The organism is Pseudarthrobacter albicanus, assembly GCF_018224015.1.
In the GTDB taxonomy this organism is placed as follows: domain Bacteria; phylum Actinomycetota; class Actinomycetes; order Actinomycetales; family Micrococcaceae; genus Arthrobacter; species Arthrobacter albicanus.
This window is the reverse complement of sequence record NZ_JAGPOT010000115.1, coordinates 1-18,692: the sequence shown is the minus strand read 5'-3', so window position 1 is coordinate 18,692 and position 18,692 is coordinate 1. Positions and strand designations below refer to the sequence as shown.

12 protein-coding genes are annotated in these 18,692 nt (G+C 68.2%); 4 read left to right on the top strand and 8 right to left on the bottom strand.

Going from position 1 to position 18,692, the window contains the following annotated elements; all coding sequences use genetic code 11:
• The first annotated feature begins 446 nt into the window (after positions 1-446).
• From J9611_RS19625 to J9611_RS19610, 4 genes are all read left to right on the top strand, one after another.
• Positions 447-1,955 carry an SDR family oxidoreductase gene (locus J9611_RS19625; protein ID WP_211882736.1) on the top strand — a complete coding sequence of 503 codons (1,509 nt, stop codon included), beginning with the start codon at positions 447-449 and terminating at the stop codon, positions 1,953-1,955.
• 48 nt (positions 1,956-2,003) lie between these two features.
• Positions 2,004-2,501, top strand: a complete 498-nt coding sequence (locus tag J9611_RS19620; protein WP_211882735.1) for a DUF2505 domain-containing protein — start codon at positions 2,004-2,006, stop codon at positions 2,499-2,501.
• A gap of 4 nt (positions 2,502-2,505) precedes the next feature.
• Positions 2,506-2,727 (top strand): SCO4848 family membrane protein, encoded by a 222-nt coding sequence (locus J9611_RS19615; RefSeq protein ID WP_211882734.1) that lies wholly within the window; start codon positions 2,506-2,508, stop codon positions 2,725-2,727.
• A gap of 103 nt (positions 2,728-2,830) precedes the next feature.
• Positions 2,831-4,144, top strand: a complete 1,314-nt coding sequence (locus tag J9611_RS19610) for a UDP-glucose dehydrogenase family protein (protein ID WP_211882733.1) — start codon at positions 2,831-2,833, stop codon at positions 4,142-4,144.
• Between the two features lie 47 nt (positions 4,145-4,191).
• Here J9611_RS19610 and sufU read toward each other — a convergent pair whose 3' ends face one another.
• The 8 genes from sufU to J9611_RS19570 form a co-directional block, all read right to left on the bottom strand.
• Positions 4,192-4,647, bottom strand: a complete 456-nt coding sequence (gene sufU, locus J9611_RS19605) for a Fe-S cluster assembly sulfur transfer protein SufU (RefSeq protein WP_211882732.1) — start codon at positions 4,645-4,647, stop codon at positions 4,192-4,194.
• Between the two features lie 12 nt (positions 4,648-4,659).
• Positions 4,660-5,967: a SufS family cysteine desulfurase gene (locus tag J9611_RS19600; RefSeq protein ID WP_211882731.1), complete on the bottom strand. Its 1,308-nt coding sequence runs from the start codon at positions 5,965-5,967 to the stop codon at positions 4,660-4,662.
• A 93-nt stretch (positions 5,968-6,060) separates the two neighbouring features.
• Positions 6,061-6,528 carry a hypothetical protein gene (locus J9611_RS19595; protein WP_211882730.1) on the bottom strand — a complete coding sequence of 156 codons (468 nt, stop codon included), beginning with the start codon at positions 6,526-6,528 and terminating at the stop codon, positions 6,061-6,063.
• A gap of 30 nt (positions 6,529-6,558) precedes the next feature.
• Complete coding sequence (locus J9611_RS19590; protein WP_211882729.1) at positions 6,559-6,783, bottom strand: hypothetical protein; 225 nt, start codon at positions 6,781-6,783, stop codon at positions 6,559-6,561.
• Between the two features lie 503 nt (positions 6,784-7,286).
• Entirely contained in the window at positions 7,287-9,926 is a 2,640-nt protein-coding gene (locus tag J9611_RS19585; RefSeq protein ID WP_211882728.1) for a helix-turn-helix transcriptional regulator, read from the bottom strand.
• 60 nt (positions 9,927-9,986) lie between these two features.
• Positions 9,987-12,725, bottom strand: a complete 2,739-nt coding sequence (locus tag J9611_RS19580; RefSeq protein ID WP_211882727.1) for a helix-turn-helix transcriptional regulator — start codon at positions 12,723-12,725, stop codon at positions 9,987-9,989.
• A 212-nt stretch (positions 12,726-12,937) separates the two neighbouring features.
• Entirely contained in the window at positions 12,938-15,658 is a 2,721-nt protein-coding gene (locus tag J9611_RS19575; protein WP_211882726.1) for a LuxR C-terminal-related transcriptional regulator, read from the bottom strand.
• The gene (locus J9611_RS19570) at positions 15,645-18,389 is read right to left on the bottom strand and encodes a helix-turn-helix transcriptional regulator (RefSeq protein ID WP_211882725.1); all 2,745 of its coding nucleotides are present in this window, start codon (positions 18,387-18,389) and stop codon (positions 15,645-15,647) included. Before J9611_RS19570 ends, J9611_RS19575 begins: the two co-directional genes overlap by 14 nt.
• Positions 18,390-18,692 lie beyond the last annotated feature (303 nt).

The following is an 18,692-nucleotide window of genomic DNA, read 5'->3' as shown; positions in this document are numbered from 1 at the left end:
CTGCGAACCCTAATGTTCGCGGTGGCCTCCGAAGCGGGGGTCGACCCCGACCGGGTCTCGTTTATCGCAACCCTGAACATCGCCCGGCGGTCCGTCGCCCAGGGCGATTTTCCCCCCTCGTGACACCACGGCGACCGCCGTGCTCTGGATCAAGGCCATCTGCAAACTCATCAAACGGCTCAACCCACCGCGGCGGCAACGCTCCAATCCCCGGGTAGTCAAACGCAAGGTCATCAAATGGGCCGCCAAACGCGCGCACCATGCCCAGCATCCGCAACCCACCCAAAATCCTCAAGTACACATCCTAATTATTAACTGAACGGTATTGGGGTTAGGCTGGCAATTAAGCTGGCAATACATACCGGTCCGCGGCCGCCGGCACGCCGAATGGCTTGCATGGGCAATGACCAGGCACAACGACCATGCGCCACGACAAGGAGCCACCCATGAACGGCACCCCCGCAGCAGACCCCAAGACAGTCCTGGTCACCGGCGCCACCGGCTACATCGGCGGCCGGCTGGTCCCCCGGCTGCTGGAAGCCGGCCACACCGTCAGGGTCCTCGTCCGGACCCCGGCCAAGATCGCCGGCGTGCCGTGGCTGGAGGACGTGGAGGTCATCCGGAGCAGTCTCGACGACGGCGCCGCCCTGCGTGCGGCGCTCGACGGCGTCGACGTCCTGTACTACCTGGTCCATTCGATGGCCGCCGGAACGGGCTTCGAAGCCAGGGAACAGGCGATGGCCGGGACTGCCGCCGCGGCGGCAGTCCCGGCCGGCGTGGGCAGGATCGTCTATCTGGGCGGCCTGCACCCGGCCAACGCCGCACTGTCCACCCACATGCGCTCGCGCGAGGCCGTCGGCAGGGTCTTCCTCGACGGTCCGGTGGACGCCGTCGTCTTCCAGGCCGGCGTCGTGATCGGCTCCGGCTCGGCGTCCTTCGAAATGATCCGGCACCTGGCCGAGACAATGCCCTTGATGCCGGCCCCCAGCTGGGTGCGCAACAAGATCGAGGCCATCGCGGTCCGCGATGTCCTCCGCTACCTGGTCGCGGCGGCGTCCCTCGAGGGCCCGGTCAACCGCACCTTCGACATCGGCTGCCGCGAGGTCCTGAGCTACGCGGGAATGATGAAGGAGTACGCCGCCGAAGCCGGGCTGCCGCGGCGGCCGGTGCTCGCCCTGCCGGTCCCTGCGCCCCGGCTGGCCGGGCTGTGGGTGGCTCTCGTGACCCCGATTCCGCTGTCCATGTCGCTGCCGCTCGTGGAATCCCTCCAGCACGACGCCGTCTCGCGGGAACATGGCATCGATTCCTATGTCCCCCTCCCGGAGGGCGGCCTGACCGGGTACCGGCGCGCGGTGGCCCTCGCCCTGGCCAAGGAGCGCGACGGGCAGGTGGAGACCACCTGGGCCAGCGCCGGCGCCGACGCCGATCCCCTCCCCAGCGACCCGGACTGGGCCGGCCACCGGGTGTACGTCGATGAACGGACGTATTCCAGCCCGGTGGCCCCCGGGCACGTCTGGACCATCATCGAAGGGATCGGCGGCCGCAACGGCTGGTACTCGCTGCCGCTGGCGTGGCGGGTGCGGGGCTGGCTGGACAAGATCACGGGAGGCGCGGGACTGCTGCGCGGCCGGCGGCACCCGCATCTGCTGGCCGAAGGCGAAGCCGTGGACTGGTGGCGCGTCGAGCGGATCGACCGCGGCCGGCTGCTGCGGCTGCGCGCCGAAATGCGGGCTCCGGGCCGGGCCTGGCTGGAGCTCTCGGTGGAGCCGGACGGCACCGGAAGCCGCTACCGGCAGCGGGCAATCTTCTTCCCCAAGGGCCTGGGCGGGCGCCTCTACTGGCTGGCGGTGCTGCCGTTCCACAGCCTGATATTCCCCGCCATGTCGCGGAATATCACGGCCGCGGCGCACGGACTGGCGGACCTCGAATCGGAGCCGGCCGGGCCCACACCGTAGGATGTTGGGAGCCCGAACCGTCCAGCCACACCCCACGGAGAACCCCCAATGCCTTTGAGTGCATCCACCACCGTTCCGCACAGCGTTGACCGCGTCGCCGCTGTTTTCGTCAATGAGGACTTCCTGCGCCACACGAGCGAGCTCGTCGGCGGCACCCTTGAATCCTTCGCCGTCGACGGCGACCCCGCCGGCGCCTTCAGCACCACCACCGTCCGCACCGTCCCGACCACCCGGTTCCCGGACATTGCGCGGAAGTTCGTCGGCGAAAGCCTCAAGGTCACCCAGCTGGAGACCTGGGACGCCCCGGCTCCGGATGGCTCACGGCAGAGCAGCATCTCCCTGAAGATCGCCGGAGCGCCGCTGGACGTCAGCGCCGTCCAGCGGCTCGTGTCCGACGGCGGCAGCACCCGGATCGAGCTGGAGGGCACCGTCACGTCCCCGGTGCCGTTCCTCGGCGGCAAGATCGCCGAAGCGGCCGAACCGATGGTCGGCAAGGCCCTGAACATCCAGTCCCAGCAGGCCCAGGCCTGGCTCGAAAGCCACTAGCGGCATGGAGTTGCCCGCTTTCCTGGCTGTCGTCCTGATCTTCGCCGGCATCTGGTCCCTCGTCGTCTGGCCGCAGTTCCTGCGCCGGGTGATGAAGGACCCGCGGGCCCGCGACGCCGGCGGCAAGGCCACGCGCTTCCTGACCGTCCACGTCGTCCTCGTCAGCATCTCGATGGTGCTCGGCGCCGCGACGGCGGCAATCGGGATCGCCGGGCTGCTCGGCTGATCCGCTGCAGGGTTGGCGCTGCCGGCCACGACGCGCCGCAAAACCGCGCAAATCCCGCCCCCAGCACGTACGCTGTGAACACACCATGGGGGAGGATATCGGAATGCGGATCTCGGTTATCGGGTGCGGTTATCTTGGCGCGGTCCATGCGGCGTGCATGGCGAAACTCGGCCACGAGGTGGTCGGCATCGACCTCGACGAGGGCAAGGTGGCGCAGCTCTCGGCGGCCCACGCCCCGTTTTATGAACCGGTCCTGGATGATCTCCTGTCCGAACTCGAGGAATCCGGGCGATTGCGGTTCACCACCGACATGTCGGCGGCCCGCGGCTGCGAGGTCCATTTCATCTGCGTGGGCACGCCGCAGAAACGCGGCGAGAACGGCGCCGACCTCCGGTTCGTCGACGCCGCGATCGCATCCCTGGCCGCCCATGTCTCCCCGGGCGACGTGATCGCAGGAAAGTCCACCGTACCGGTCGGCACCGCGGCGCGGCTCGCCGACGTCATCGCGGACACCGAGCCCGGCGCCACCTTGGTCTGGAACCCGGAGTTCCTGCGCGAAGGGCACGCGGTCACGGACACCCTGAATCCGGACCGGTTCGTCTACGGCATGCCGGACGGCAGCGAAGACAACCCTGCCGTGGCCGTCCTGGACCGGGTCTACGATAAAGCCCTTGCGGGCGGGACGCCGCGGCTCGTGATGGACTACGCCACCGCGGAACTGGTGAAGACGGCGGCCAATTCCTTCCTCGCCACGAAGATTTCCTTCATCAACGCCATGGCCGAGGTCTGCGAAGCCACGGGAGCCGATGTCACCCGGCTGGCCGATGCGATCGGACTCGATGAGCGGATCGGCAGGAGGTTCCTCAACGCCGGCATCGGCTTCGGCGGCGGCTGCCTGCCCAAGGACATCCGGGCGTTCATGGCACGCGCAGGGGAACTGGGGGCAGACCAGGCCCTGACGTTCCTGCGGGAGGTGGACGCCATCAATATGCGGCGCCGGACCCGCGTGGTGGAACTTACCCGCGAGCTCTGCGGCGGCACCCTGATGGGCCAGCGGATCGCCGTGCTGGGAGCCGCCTTCAAACCCGAAAGCGACGACGTGCGGGACTCGCCGGCCCTGAGCGCGGCCGCGCAGCTCCAGCTTCAGGGTGCCGTGGTCACCGTCACCGACCCCCAGGCCCTCGACAATGCAGCCAGGCGCTTTCCGGAGCTGCCGATGGAGCCGGACCTGGAGACCGCCCTGCTCAAGGCCGACGCCGTGCTGCTGCTGACCGAGTGGCAGCTGTACCGTGAACTGGATCCGCATGAGACGAAGGCGCTCGTGTCGGCGCCGCGCATCCTCGACGGCCGCAACGTCCTGGACCCCGCCAAATGGCGTGCCGCAGGCTGGACCTACAAGGGCCTCGGCCGGCCCTGAGGCCTGCGCTGACGTCTGCCCGGCAGCCGGTCTGATTCAGCCGGCGCTCAGCGAGCCAGTGCCTGGCCGAGGGCGTCCTCGGCCGCCACCCAGGACAGCATGGCGCATTTGACCCTGGCGGCGTACCGGGCCACGCCCTCAAAGGCGGCGGCGTCCCCCAGGATCTCGGGATCGGCGGCCACCTTGCCACGGGAGCGCAGCACCTCACGGAAACTGTCGATTATGGTGCGGAACTCCTCGGCCGTCAGGCCCTCGGCCAGCTCCGTCAGCACGGACGCCGAGGCCATGGAGATCGAACAGCCGTCGCCGTCCCAGCGCAGCTCGCTGACTTTTCCGCCGGCCGTGGCGACGCGGACGGTGATCTCGTCCCCGCAGACCGGATTGAGCTGGTGCGACTGTCCGGTGCTCGCGCCGTCCGGCACCGCGGCTCCGGCCAGGCCGCTGCCGTGCCGGGCCTTGGCGTGTTCCAGGATGATCTGCTGGTAAAGCTGGTCGAGACTCATGTACTGCCGTCCTCAGGCTTGGAAGTAGGCGCGGACGTCGGCAACGGCGTTCAGGAACGCGTCCACATCGTCCGTCGTGTTGTAAAGGTAGGTGCTGGCGCGGGTGCTCGCGGTCAGTCCGAGCCTGCGGTGCAGCGGCTGGGCACAGTGGTGCCCCACCCGCACGGCGATGCCGCGGCTGTCGAGGAACTGCCCGACGTCGTGCGCGTGCACTCCGGCGACGTCGAAGGCCGCCAGGCCGATCCGGTCCTGGCCGGCGGCCGGGCCCAGCACCCGGATCCCCGGGATGGACTCCAGGCCTTGAACGAGGCGCTGCCCGAGCTCCGCTTCCCAGCCGTGGATCCGGGAAAGCCCGGTCTCGCTGAGGTAGTTCGCGGCGGCGGCCAGGGCTATGGCCTGCGAGATCCTCTGCGTGCCGGCCTCGAAGCGCTGCGGACTGGGCAGGAAGGCGGCCCGCTCCATGGTGACGGTGGTGATCATTGAGCCGCCGGTCAGGAACGGGGGCATCGCGTTGAGCAGCTCGGACCGGCCGTACAGCCCGCCGATCCCCGTGGGCGCCAGCATCTTGTGGCCGGAGAACACGGCGAAGTCCACGTCCAGGGCCTTGACGTCCAGGGGCAGGTGCGGCGCCGATTGGCAGGCGTCGAGCACCACGAGGGCCCCCGCGGCCCGGGCCAGGGCCACAAGCCTGTCGACCGGGTTGATCGTGCCGAGGACGTTGGAGGCGTGGGTGAAGGCCAGGACGCGGGTCCGGCTGCCGATGATGCGGGCGGCCGCCTCGAGGTCCAGGGCCCCGTCGTCGTCCACGGGGATGAACTTCAGGGTGGCGCCGGTCCGTTCGGCCAGCTGCTGCCAGGGAATCAGGTTGGCGTGGTGCTCCATCTCGGTGACCACCAGTTCGTCCCCCGGCGCCAGGGCAAAGCGTGCGGCCTCGGGGGCGGCGCCGGGCAGCGAGGCGTTGAGGAAGGCGTAGCTGAGCAGGTTCAGGCCCTCGGTGGCGTTCGAGGTCCAGATGAGCTCGTCCCACCCCGCCCCGATGAAGGCCGCCACCGTTTCCCTGGCGCTTTCGAAGACCTCGGTGGCCTCCACGGCGAGGTGATGGGCGCCGCGGTGGACCGCCGAGTTCCGCTGTTCATAGAATTCCTGCTCCGCTTCCAGGACACTGAGCGGGTTTTGCGAGGTCGCCCCGGAGTCCAGGTAGATGAGCGGCTTGCCGTTGACGGACTGGTGGAGGATCGGGAAGTCGTTGCGGATCCTGCGGACCTCGTCGTTTCCCAGCGTCGCGGCAGCGCGGCTGAGATGGGCTGGGGTAACAACCATGGCGGAGACTCCTGGATCGGCTTTGGCTGGGACGCACCTTCCGCCGGGCCCGGCGGCCGGGCGGAACTAATACGTCACATACATTAAGCGTAATTATCCCACGTCCGTGCAGCTGCCCCTGGCAGCTGCTGTTGCTGCCGCCGGGCGCACCCGCACCCGGCGGAACTCAACGGGCGGTCCGGCGTCGGCGCGGCAGGGCGCATCCGGGTCCTGTCCGAAGGCCACCCAGGCACCCCCTCCCTGACGGAGGTGACGGCCGTAGTGCCGCTGCCAGTTCAGCCAGGCCCGCCATTGCCAGCGGTTGATCAGGAGCAGCAGGGCTCCCCCGGGGAGGGCCAGGGCAAAGTGGCTGCGGACCACGTCGATGCCCAGGAGGAGAACGAGAATGGCGATGCCGCCGAAGACGCCCAGCGTGGCGTCCATGACCCTCTCGTATTCCTCGGAGCCGATTCCAAGTACGGTCTCCTCACGGGTGCGGTGCACTTCCAGGGCCAGGACCCACACCAGCAGGATGGCAACGCTGATGGCGAGGTAGGAGCCGCCGACCGCCGGCCGGGCCAAAATCGGCGTGCCGGGTTCGAAGTGGAAAGCCTAGGCGGCGGCCATGACGATGGCCACAATGGCGGTGCCCGTGGCCCTGAGCCAGCGGCGGTAGCGTTTGGCCCAGGACTTCCCCGAGTCAACCCGTGCTGCCGGAAAATCCTGTTCGATACCCCACGGCTGGCCGAGGGTCCCGGCAGCCAGGGCCGGCGCGGGGCGGCGGATCACCCGGACCCTTGAGCGATATCCCCCGCGGCGCTCATCTACCGCGCCCATCCCGCTTCCCCGTCTTTGCGTGGTGCAGACCGTTTAAGGGAGCCGGCGGCGGCTGGGGGGAGAGCCTCGGTCTCAGAAGGCTCTGACGCCGCCGGCTCCGACCTTGGCGCCCGGCTGCCGGTTACGGCACCGTGCGGTTCCAATGAAGGAGTTCGGTGAAGGGAGGTTTTGACGCGACCACTTCCAATGGTGGCAGCGACTTCATCAGCAATCAAGATGAAGTTCGTGGCCAGACCATGTTGCCGGTTGTGCCCGCGGTCGATCACCGCCCTGAAGTTGCTCATTTTGAGACCTTTGTGAGTTGTTCCTGGGACTGACTTAAGTCAACCGCCAAGGCCCCATTAGCACACGCGTAGCATTTACGCGACTTCTTTTGCACTATCTGGGTCCCACTACCTAGGGGTACTCCCGCGGGGCTTTCGGGCCACTCGTGCTGTACGCGGAAGCGTCTCGGGCTGCTGCCCGGCGGGCGACTGCTGGCCCGGCAGCCGGCTGCCGGCCGGTCAGGAGTGGCGGGCCCGAGCGAGGAGTTCCAACCGCCCGGTGACCCCGAGCTTGGCAAAAATCCTGGACAGGTGTCCCTCCACGGTCCGCTGGGATACGCAAAGCCCGGTGGCAATGTCAGCGTTCGTGGACCCGCCGGATACCAGTTCAAGGATTTCCGATTCCCGCACCGTCAGCCCGCTGTCGGCTTCGCCCCGGACGATATCCATGTGCGGAGACATGCCGGCGGCAACCAATCGGCGATGCACCCGGCGCTGCACCGCGGTGAGCCGCCGGCGCTCGGGATCGTGCTCAAGGAACACCGCGGCCTGCTGGGCTGCTTCAAGTGCCAGCAGCAGATGGCCCGCGTCCAGCGCGTCATCACTGATCCCGATCAGTTCGGTCACATCCGTTGCGGCAACGGCACGGGCGAAGGCCTCCAGCAGCCTCGCCTCGGGCCCTTCGACGGCGCTGCTGCTCGCGGCGAGCGCCTGCGCACTCCCGGCATTTCCGCTCCGGAGGGCGAGCCGTCTGATGTCGGTTTCGACGCCCCTCAGGCCTTGTTGCCGCGCCTCGTCTGCCAGCTGGACCAGCCCGTTCCGGCCGCCGCGATCGATCCCCGTGGCCAGTTCCGCCGCGCTGCAGTACGCTTCCGCCAGCAACCGAAGGGTCCTCGGTTCACGGTAGACAGACATCCGGAAGGCCCGCGACTGCTCGTCAGCCTCGCCGGGACGCCCCACGGCGGCAGCGGCGTACGCGGCGGCGGAGTGCGCAAACGGCAGGACATTCAGCGGGTCCGCGATCAGTAGTTCCTCCACGCCCAGCAGCAACTCGGCGCGGCTTTCTGGCATCCGGCCCTGGCGCAGCCGGGAGAAGCCTCTCAGCAGGTGGAGCATGCCTCCACTGAACAGGAGGCGGGTGGGGTGGCGTGCGGCGTCATTGTCCAGCACCGCTGCCAGTTCGTCCCATGCCGCGGCCCGGATCAGGTTCAGGCAATGGCGCTCGACCAGGTCCTCATAGACGAGCGGAAGAGCCACGGTTGCGCGTTGGGCGCCCTGCCAGGCCTCCCGGTCCAGCCGCAGCCCCGGCACCAGCCGTCCTTGGGCGGTCCACAGTTCCGCCAGGAGCGACAGGGCTGGAACGCGGATTTCCGGAATGGCCACGGCAGCGTCGGCGAGTTCCCTCACGCTGGCCTCAAAAGCCGGGAACTGCCCGTCCCAGCTGCTGTTCATGATTGCCGCGGCCATGCCTGCGGCGGGGGACTGCGTCCACAGGGGGCCGCCTTGGGCCGGCCCTGCCTCATCCGCGGAGGCTTCGGCTGATTCGCGCCGCAGTTCCGGGGATAACCCGGGGCGCCCGAGCCGCCCGGCCAGCAGCGCGGCCAGATAGGAGGATCGCCCGTAGCGCAGCGGCTGGGCCGATTTCAGGTAGCCGGCAGCCGCCTCCCGCCTGCCGAGCATGAAGCTGGAATAGGCAAGCTGGACTCCGGCGTCCGGGAGGAACGCCTCGTCCCGGACGGCCCCGGCAGCCCTGGCCGCGGTCGCCGTGTCCAGGGCCACATTGGATGACACGGCCGCCTGCAGCAACTCCCCGGGCGGGATGCAGGCTCCGCAGTCCAGGGACCATAGCAGCTGATTCAGAAGCGTTTCCGGACGGACGGCGCCGGCCAGGGGAAAGGCCAGAACGCTGCTCCGCAAATCCGCGCTCCGGCCGGCAGGGACCCGGCGGCGGATGATTTCGCCCACAAACGGGTTCGCCGGCAGTACGATGCGCTCATGGCCCGGGGAGATGCTGATCAATCCGGCCGTTTCCAGTGCATCGACGGCCCTGGGGCTGCTGAAGCGGAGGATCTGGCCCAGCGAAAGTGGCCCCGCGAGGGCAATGATGGCGGCGGCGGTCTTCTCCTCGGGCGTCATGAAGCGGAACTGCAGGTCCACAACATCGGCAGCCGGCACGGCGCCCAGATCGGGCGCTGAGAGGAGAAACCAGACACCGTGTCGAAGTCCTAAGGCCCCGCTCGCACGCGAGTGTTCCAGCAGTGACCGGAGCATCAGCGGGTTGCCCCCGGCCACATCGTAGAACAGCGCGCTGACCCACGGGGAGACGTCCGCCCGCAGTACCAGTTCGCACAGTTGATGGACCCCGACCCGGCTGAGCGGGGCAAGGTCAAACTTCGCGAGGATTCCGTCATCCCAGAGGGCCAGGAATTCCTCCGGAATCATCGTACCGGGCCGGCTCGTGGCCAGCATCCGCGCAGCACCGGTGGCGACGGCCCGGGCCAGCAGCTGGGTCGTCCCCCGGTCCAGGCACTGGGCGTCGTCGATCACGAAAAGCGGTGGGGCCGGCTCAGACCTGAGGCTTCCTGTCAACTCTGCCAGGACGGCGGCGTACGAGTCGAGTTCACGGTCGGGAAGTGCCGACAGGTAGGGTGCGAGGGCTCCGAAAGGTACCGCCGCCAATGCCCGTGTAGCCGGCAGACGGACCACCGTCGCCCGGGGCCTCAGCTCGCGGAGTACCGCCCTGGACACCGCGGTCTTTCCGATTCCCGCGCTTCCTACGATGATTGCGCCGGATCCGGTGTCGTCGCGCAGGCAACGCACCACATCCTTGATCAGGCCGGAGTGCCCGATCAGCCCGGCGGTGTCAGCCAGGCTTTCCATTTTCCGGTTCCTCCCGCCGGCCCAGGCTTCGCGCGGGGAGTCCTGGGGGTGTGGACGGGGTCAGCCGAGTCGTGCGCTGTCCGCCGGTGTGGAGATGACATCTTTGAGTTCCGATCTGCTGGCCACATGCAGCTTCGAGTAGACCTGGTAAAGGTGGCCCTCCACCGTGCGGACCGAAACGTGCATCTGCTCCGCTATTTTGCGGTTGGAGGTTCCGGCGGCGGCCCTGACCGCCACTTCGCACTCCCTGGCGGTCAGCGTCGACGTGGTCAGCGAATGCAGGCCATTCTTGGGGCTGCCGAACCTGTCATCGAGCGACTGCTGGGCTCGTTGCGCGGTCCTCAGGGCGATCCGGTTTCCGGCGTCGTTGGCGTAGCTGACGGCCTTGCGGGCCACATCCCGCGCGAAAACGGCGTTCCCTGCGGCCTCGGCCTCCTTGGAGGCAGCCAGCACCAGCTCGCTGTCCGATTCCTTCATGCCCTCGGCCAACCGGGTGCACAAGCCAGCGAACTGCCCGTCGACCCCGTTGCCAAGGCTGCCCAGCTTCTGGCTTACCTGGCGGTCCCCGAGCCTGGCCGCCGCGGACAGGAAGAGGAGCGCCGGAGCCAGCGCCGATGCTGCCGCATCGCCGTCTGCCTCTGCGGCGAGCGCGCGGATTGCCGTCGCGCGCTGGCCGAGTTCGGCGAGCGCGCAGAGCTCGAAATACCGGGTCAGGCGGGCCACGAGCCAGGCGGCAGGAGTCCGCAGTTGTGCCAGCTCTGCCAGCAGGAGGCCGGCGTTCTCCTCATCCCCCTGCAGGCCTGCGGCGTAGGCGCAGGCCGCCATGGCGAGGCCGCCGAGGGCATCAGGATCCTGGGCCCTCAACTGCCACATGCCGGCCCGGAGCCGCGGCAGGGCCTCGTCAAGGAGCCCGGCATGAAGGTCGATGACGCCCTGCCCGATCTCGAACATCCCGCCCAGACGTGCCTGTGTGTCCCCCGTCCCGTAGGTTTCGGCCAGGAAGACGGACGCCTCCCGGAACTTCACGGAAAGCAGCATCAGGAGCAGGAAACGGCTCCTGACCTCGCGCATGGACCTGTCGGCAAGGCGGACCGTTCCGGCCGCTGCGAGTATCTGCTTGCCCAGGTCGAAGGCGCCGGCTACATTCCCGGTGACCGCCATTGCCTCGCAGCGCAGGCTGGCGGTCACGATGTTTGTCTCGCTGCCCAGATCGCCGGTGTCCGCGCCCTCGGTCAGGGCAAGGACGTCCCGGTAGCGGCCTTCGAAAACAGCCAGTTCGGCCTCGGCACGGCGCAACCGCTCCCGGGCCGGAGCCGCCGCGCCGCCTGGCCCGTCAGGCTGGGCGGAAAGGCGTTGTCCGATGGCCTCCAGCCTGCCTCTGGCCTGGGCAACCGTGGCGGCACTGCGCTTGTCCAGTTCCGCGCGCAGGAGCTGCAACGAGGTCCATTCGGCCAGCGGCAGCCCGTCGGAGCCTGCCTGATCGAGCATGTGGAGGATCCGGCGCGCCGACTCATCGTTGTTCACCAGGATGTGGGCCCGGGCCGACTCAAGGGCCACTCCGGCGGTGGCTTCGCAGCCTTCAATCTCCTGGATAAACCTCAATGCCGCGGCCGGGTCCGAGGTGCTGTTCGCCGTACGCGCCGCGGCCAGGGCGACGTCGGTGCTCACCTGCTCGCCGCAGTCCAGGGCCCAGGCGACGCCGATCGAACCTCCGGCATCCTCAAGGTCCGAATCCTGCAGTACGGCTGTCAGCCGGCGGCGCAGTTCAGCGCTTCGTCCGGGAGGGACCACGCTGGCGACGATTCCGGCCGTGACCGGATTGATGATGCTGACCATCGGCGGATGGTCATGGCTGACCTGGATCAGGGCACGTTCCTGCAGGGTATCCATGTCCTCGGGGTTGGCGATGCTCATGAGCGTCTGCAGCGGGACGGCGCCGGCCAGCGCCAGGAGTTCAAAGACGTCGCGCTGGCCCGGGCTGAGCCGGTTCAGCCGGGCTTTCACGACATCCCGGATCTCCCCGGTCAATGCGATCGGCCCGTGGCCCAGCACCCACACACCGTCCTGGCGGACCACCGTTCCGAGCTTGATCTGTTCCCTGGCCAGGGAGTGGAGGAAGAGGGCGTTTCCTCCGCTGGCGTTCCACAGGGTCCGGGCAGCCGTGAGGGAAAACCGGCCGCCGTACTCGTGGTTGAGCGTTGCCGCGGTCTCTGTGAAGTCGAACGGGCCCAGGTCCATCCGCCTGAGGAGGTCGTCCTTCCACAGACCCATGATGTCCCCGCCTATATGGGGCAGGTCCACGCAGGCGGCCAGCAGGGTGACATGTGCTCCGGCGCTGAGCTGGGCGACCATCATGCTGGAGAGCTCGTCGAGGTCATGGGCGTTATCCACGAAGAGGACAGTGCTTCGCCCCTGCGATTTTGTGTGGAGCAGTTGGGTCAGTCCCCTGAGCACCATCAGCGGGTGCTCCAGGTGGGAAGCGTCGAGGTCGTTCAGGAGGACGCTCAGGGCGCCGTAGGGAAGTTTGGAGGAAATGGAGCTGCCCCGGACCTGGACCACCAGGTAGTCCTCGCCAAGCTGTTCCAAAGCCCGCTGGGCAATGAAGGATTTTCCCGCCCCGTGGTCCCCCACGAGGACGACGCCGCAGCCTGAGCCTGACGTCAGCGTCTCGACGACGTCAGCCACAATCTGCTGGCGCGTGAAGGGTTTGTCATACCGTCCCTGGGGGAGCCGGTGTGCTGGTGAAACTGCGTCTGTTCTGCCGCTGCCCGCAGGCATGCCGGCGTCTTGCTGAAACATGAGTGAGACCTTCGCAATCAAAGTTTGACCAGTGATACGTCCACGTTATGGACTATGCCAAAATTACGGATGCGTAAGTAGTACTCGATTCGTCCGCGGGTATTCGTCCCGGGTCTACGTGGCTGTACTCAGATAGCCCGCGGGCCCCGACCAAGTAGTCGGCGGACCGCATCAAGTGTCCGTGGCCGTAGCGTCCTCCGGGACGGCAAGGACTAAGCTCCGTTTCCGTTTCCGGCAATCCCCGGGAGTTGCTCGCGCCCCTTGACGTTGAGCTTGGCGTAGCTCCGGTACAGGTGGCCCTCGACCGTCCGGACAGATACCTGGAGCTCGGCGGCGATCTGCCGGTCGCTCAGGCCGCGCACCGCCAGGGCCACGATGCCGCGCTCGCGCCGGGTCAGGATTCCGAGCGGGTCTTCGGACTCTGCCGCATCCCCGCCGGCCCGGTTGTCGGCGCGTTCCAGGCAGCGCTTCCGCTGCCCGCTCGCCATCCGTTCCCTCAACGTGTCGCCGGCGGCCCGGTAGGCATGGGACGCGGCATCATAGGCGAGGGCCGCGAAGCCCCACAGTTCGGCAGCTTCGCAGCTCTTCGCGGCCGCCAGGTGGTCCGCGGCCTGGTCCGTGCTGATGGCGCCCGCATAATCGCAGATAGCTGCTGCCCTGGGGCCTTCCAGCCCGGGCTTCAGCTCCAGCAGCCGTGACGCCGAATCCCGGTCGCCGAGGGCGAGGCAGAAGGCGAGCGCGTCGAGCTCAAGCCCTCCGGTGTTTTTGCCGGGATCGGGACGTCCCATGCGCTTAAGCTCTGCCGTTGCACCCGGGTAGTTGCCCAGGCGGGCCTTGCCGTAGACGACTGCCATCCGGGAAAGGGTACGCAGGTACCGGGAGACAGCCGCGGGTGCGGATTCGTATTCTGCCAGCAGCAGTGCGGCCTTCTCCTTGGCGCCCACCTCCGCGGCAGCGGCGAAGGCCATGGCGGCTGTCAGCGCGAAGAGCTGCCGGGGATCCGTCAGGCGCAACGCTTCCAGCGCGGCGCTGAGGGTGTCCAGCGCCTGGCTGGCCTTCCCCTGGTACAGCAGGATGATTCCGCGCGCCGCGTGCACTCCCCCGCCGAACGAGATCAGGACCGGCCCGGATCCGGCGGCGAAGCCCGCCAGGAGGGTCTGGGCCGCCTGCCAGTCACCGCCATGGATGGCTGCCGCCGCCGAGCGGACGACGAGGAAATCCGTGAGGTCAAACATTTCACCGTCCAGGGCGCCTGCGGCCTGGACGCCGGCCGCTGCGTCCAGGGCCTTGGACGCCTCCGCGAACGCACTGACCGGCTTTCCCCGGACGAGGAGCCGTTCCGCTTCCAGGGACAGCCGGAATGCCGCTTCGAGGCAGTTGGCCGGTCGTGCCGGCGGTGCCGGCGCATCTTCCTCGTACTCGCCTGCCAGGGAAAGGACCATGCTGCGCATGGCCGCCAGGCGTTCGTTCACGGCCGCCAGAATGCTCCCGGCGTCCGCCGGGTAGTCTTTGGCCAGCTGTTCCCCGGCGCGCAGGAGCGCCCCGGCCCGTTGCATGATCTCCGCCGGGGTGTGGCCCAGCGCGGAAAGCACAGCCGCCCACAGCAGGGATCCCGCCAGCAGGCTGGCAACCGTGTTGCCCCGGCCAAAATCAGCCGCCAGGATGTCCAGGGCCGCGGCGTAGTCGGACGTGTTGTAGTGGGTCCGTGCCACCACGGACCGCGCCTGCATCGCCAGCTGCGGGTCCTTGACCAGGGAAGCTGCCTTGCGCGCCAGGTCGTCGTCATGGAACCTGCTGGCCAGGACGGCGGCCCGGAGCAGCTGGCGGTCCTCGATGTCGGCTCCGCATTCCATCGACCAGCTCACGTGGCGCAGCAGCCCTTCGGCCGAGACTGGCTCATGGTCCATCAGGCGCAGAAGGCTCTGCCGGAGCTGAAGGCTCCGGGCAGGGGAAATCAGGTTCCGCAGCGTATCCCCGTACACGGCGTGCCACAGCCGCAGTTCCGGCTGCGGGGCAGCCGACACCCGGACCAGCTCGTGTTCGATCAGTGCCGCCACCGGGTCTTCACCGACCACCGCTTCGATCAGTTCGCGGGGCACCGGCTCCGCGAGGGCAACCAGGTTCAGGGCCTGCCGCTCGTCCGGCGAGCGCCGGAGCAGCTGCCTTCGCACGACGTCCGTGAGGCGGTCGCCGTGGCTGTTCAGTTGCCGCGTGAACAGCCACACTCCGTTGCGCTGGCGGAGCGTTCCGTCGTTCCGGGCGTCAGTAATCAGGCCATTGAGCAGCAGCGGGTTGCCGCCGGACGCTTCCCAGAGGATTTCCGCGACGGTCGGCAGCACCCGCGGACCCAGTTCGAGGTCAAGCATCTCCGTCGTCTGGGCCAGGGTCAGCGGCCGCAGGTCGTGCCGTTCGGCTATGCCTTCAAACCACAGCTGCAGGAGCGGTTCCGGCAGGCCGGGACGGGCGGCCGCCCCCACGAGGAGTTTCGCCCAGCCGGCGGCGGCGAGTTCGGCAAGGATCCCTGCCGTCGCCTCGTCCAGGTCATGGGCGTCGTCGACAATGAGCAGCAGGGGCTTCTGGGTGGCGTGTTTCTCTGCCTCCAGACGGGACCACAGCGTTCTGAGGACGGCCAGTTGCGACGTCGCCTCCTGCACCGGGAGGCCGACGATGAAGGGTCCGAGCACGCCGTAGGGAACATTGGTCAGCGAGGGGCTCCCATGGACGCGGATGGCCGTGACCTCGGGACCGAGCACGGCCACGATGGTTTCCATGAGCGTGGACTTGCCGATGCCGCTGTCCCCGACCAGGAAGACGGCCACGTGGGTCCCGCCCTGGATGGCAGCCAGCGCCGACTGCAGGTCATCCGTCCGTCCGGTCAGGGCGGGGGACGGCTCAGTACGGTCAGCGGCCGCGCGGGTCCTAGATGAGTCCAAGCAGATCACTTCGCGAGGATACTCCGAGTTTTGTGAACACCTGATACAAATGACCCTCCACCGTCCGCACGGATATCCCGATATCCAGGGCGATGTCCTTGTTGGACACGCCGTTGCCTGCAAGGGTTGCTATTTGCCGCTCCCGCTCGGTCAGCAGCGGACCCTTGTTCCGCGGCACGACGGGCAGGGCCGGAACGGTCTCCGACAGGCTTTCGAGCATGTTGTAGGCCGCGTTGGCGCTGCCGGTCTGGCCTGCGGCCTTGGCAAAGTCAAAGGCCAGGGCGGCGCAGCGCGCCTGGACGGTGTCGAGTTCCAGGGAGGCCGCCAGTTCGGCGGCTTCGAGCATGATCGATGCGTCCTTCTTCCTGCTGCCGATGGCGACTATCCGGGACAGCTCAGCCAGGGGACCCTGCCGGAGACCGGCGATCTCCTCCATGAAGTGGAAGTCCTTGGCGGTGCCGTTGACGGTGGCGCCGAGCATGCAGATGCCGGCGAGGGTATAGCGGCCCTGCCGGAAGTGCTGTTCGGCCGACCGCACGAGCCGTTCCCTGGCTTCCGGGTCTCCCAGCCACCGGGATGCCATGTCCAGGCAGAATTCGGCGGAGGTGCCGACCGTGAACCGGGCGGCCCCGTCTGCGGACCGGGCACGGTCCAGGTAGACCGCCGCCTGGATCGAGTTGCCCGTCTGGGCGTAGGCGAAGGCGGTGGCGGCGTAGGCCTGCCGCAACGAGTGCAGGCTCGACCGGACCTCAAGCTGGGCGATAGCGGCCAGCAGCGGGTCCAGCGCCATGTAGCCGCGGCCCGCGTAGACGAGGGCGACACCGACTGCGAGGTCCGTCGCCGCGCTGCCGGAATGCAGCCCGTGGCCGGCACGGCCGCTGGCGTCCTTAAGCATGTCGATGCTCTCGTGCCAGAGTCCGGACATGAGCAGGACGTTGTAGGACCGCCAGGCGAAATTCTCCCGGATCCGCGGGACGTTGGACCACTCGCCCAGCTGGCCGCCGATTTCACGCATCAGCCGGCGGGCGTCGAGTTCCCTGCCCGTCATGCACAGCGCTTCCATCAGGATGATCGAGGACCTGAGCCGGTGGACGGGATCGACGGCGTCAACGCCGGCCGCGGCCGCCGTGCGGAGCCGTTCCATCATGGGCTGGTAATCCCCGATGAAGGACAGGTAGTTGAATTCGCAGAGGTCCAGGCACCGCGACGCCCGGGAGAGCTCGTCCCCGGCCGCGGCGGGTTCGTTCCTGCTGAGTTCGTCCAACCGCGCCCGTGCCTGCCGGATCAGTTCGGGGACCTTGCCGGAGCGGTCCGCCAGCCACGCCATGCAGTCGGCTTTCGCCGCCACAAATTCGGCAAACGCTCCCGCCGTGAGGGCGTCGATCTGCGCCGCCGTGACATCGTCCAGAGCCGACATCGCCTGCAGGGGCAGACCCAGCTGCAGGTAGGCGGACGATTTCTGCAACTGCCCCTCTGCCCACTCCCGGTCCCCCGGGGTCAGGCCGCTGGCGCATTTGAGTGCGAACTTGGGGTCAAAGAGTCTGACGGCGGCGCTGGCCGCGGCCAGCGCATGGGCGGGTGCGAGCTGGGCCCCGCAGTCATGCGTCCATGCCGCGTAGGCGAGCAGGTCTTCCACGGTCAGCTCGGCAAGCTCGTGCTGCTGGTGTCCTGGGACCTTGTCCCGCAGCTCCAGCCGGCGTTCGACGCTGAGCCAGTTGCGGACGATGTCACCGAGGTATCGGTCGCCGAGCGTGACGAAGTGGCGGTCTGTGCGGTCGACGACGATCTGGCCCGCGTCCTCCATGTCCGCGATGATGTCCGGGCTGTACATCCTCGCGAGCCGGGACAGGGACATGGTCCGGGCGCAGGAAAGAACTTCGATGACCTCCCGTGCCACGGGCGTCTCGCGGGCATACCTCGCCCTGACAATATCTTCCAGGGCGGTGCGCCCGTCCAGGACCACCTCGTCGACGAGGGTCCACACCGATCCGGACAAAACGAGGTTTCCGCGTTCGATCTGTTCGGAAACAACCGCCTGCAGCAGGGTGGGGCTGCCGCCGACCAGCTGGTGCATCTGGCTGGCCAGCGCGCTCGACACCCGGTGCCCGAGGGCGGCCTGCAGGACCTCCAGGGTTTCAACCTCGGTCAGGTTGGCGAGCCGGACCTCAGCCAGCTGTCCTGACGTGATGAGCCAGTAGAAGTCGGGGGGAAGATCAGCGGTGCGCTGGGCCGTTGCTATCAGCCGTGCGGTCCGGGTCTGGAGCAGGTTCAGCAGCACACCGGTGCTCAGCTCGTCCAGGGTGGCGGCATTGTCCAGCAGGATGACGCATCTTCGTCCCGCGGCGTCGCTGTGGATCAGGGAGGTTATTCCATGCAGGATGGCCGTCGGCGATCCGAGGGAACTCTGCGGCAGCCGCGCAAGGATGAACGCAAGGCATCCATACGGGGTGGCGGCGCCAGGGCCCGAGCTGCGGAGCTGGAGAGTGTAGATATCCGGGCCCAAACCCGCGAGGGCTGTCCTGCCGACGAGTGATTTGCCCACGCCGCGGTCACCGGTGATGACGACGCCCATACGGTCCTCCGCGAGGAGTGCCGTCCGGACCCGGTCGGCGTCGGCGCTGCGCGCGAGACCGGACCACCTGTGCCTGTTGACCGGACCGGCAGCCTGTTCTTCTTCGGCGGGTGCCAATGTAGTGGAAACATCCCCCCGGCCCAGCGAATCCCTCGACATCTAGTTTCCTTCATACTGCTTTGCGGCCAGTAAACCCCAGGCTGTCCGCTTAGAAGTAGCATCTCTATCCCCCGACATGAGAGTAGACAGATCATAGCCGGAATGCCGGACGCTTGGAAAGGAATGTCACGGACCCCTGCGTCCGTGAAGCTGCCGGTCCGTGAAGCGGCGCTGCCGCAGGCGCTGCTAGGAGAGCGCTGAACAAGGGGCAATCCGGAGATGGGATACGGCTTCCGGGCCGCTCTTCGGAGCTTTGGGCGGCCCGCTGACGGCCTGGGAATGAGAGGCCGGGGCCCGGGAATT

What these genes read in the sequence shown, in the direction of transcription:
- J9611_RS19625 (WP_211882736.1), top strand. Translation starts at nt 447, where the DNA reads ATGAACGGCACCCCCGCAGCAGACCCCAAGACAGTCCTGGTCACCGGC.
- J9611_RS19620 (WP_211882735.1), top strand. Translation starts at nt 2,004, where the DNA reads ATGCCTTTGAGTGCATCCACCACCGTTCCGCACAGCGTTGACCGCGTC.
- J9611_RS19615 (WP_211882734.1), top strand. Translation starts at nt 2,506, where the DNA reads ATGGAGTTGCCCGCTTTCCTGGCTGTCGTCCTGATCTTCGCCGGCATC.
- J9611_RS19610 (WP_211882733.1), top strand. Translation starts at nt 2,831, where the DNA reads ATGCGGATCTCGGTTATCGGGTGCGGTTATCTTGGCGCGGTCCATGCG.
- sufU (WP_211882732.1), bottom strand. Translation starts at nt 4,647, where the DNA reads ATGAGTCTCGACCAGCTTTACCAGCAGATCATCCTGGAACACGCCAAG.
- J9611_RS19600 (WP_211882731.1), bottom strand. Translation starts at nt 5,967, where the DNA reads ATGGTTGTTACCCCAGCCCATCTCAGCCGCGCTGCCGCGACGCTGGGA.
- J9611_RS19590 (WP_211882729.1), bottom strand. Translation starts at nt 6,783, where the DNA reads ATGGGCGCGGTAGATGAGCGCCGCGGGGGATATCGCTCAAGGGTCCGG.
- J9611_RS19585 (WP_211882728.1), bottom strand. Translation starts at nt 9,926, where the DNA reads ATGGAAAGCCTGGCTGACACCGCCGGGCTGATCGGGCACTCCGGCCTG.
- J9611_RS19580 (WP_211882727.1), bottom strand. Translation starts at nt 12,725, where the DNA reads ATGTTTCAGCAAGACGCCGGCATGCCTGCGGGCAGCGGCAGAACAGAC.
- J9611_RS19570 (WP_211882725.1), bottom strand. Translation starts at nt 18,389, where the DNA reads ATGTCGAGGGATTCGCTGGGCCGGGGGGATGTTTCCACTACATTGGCA.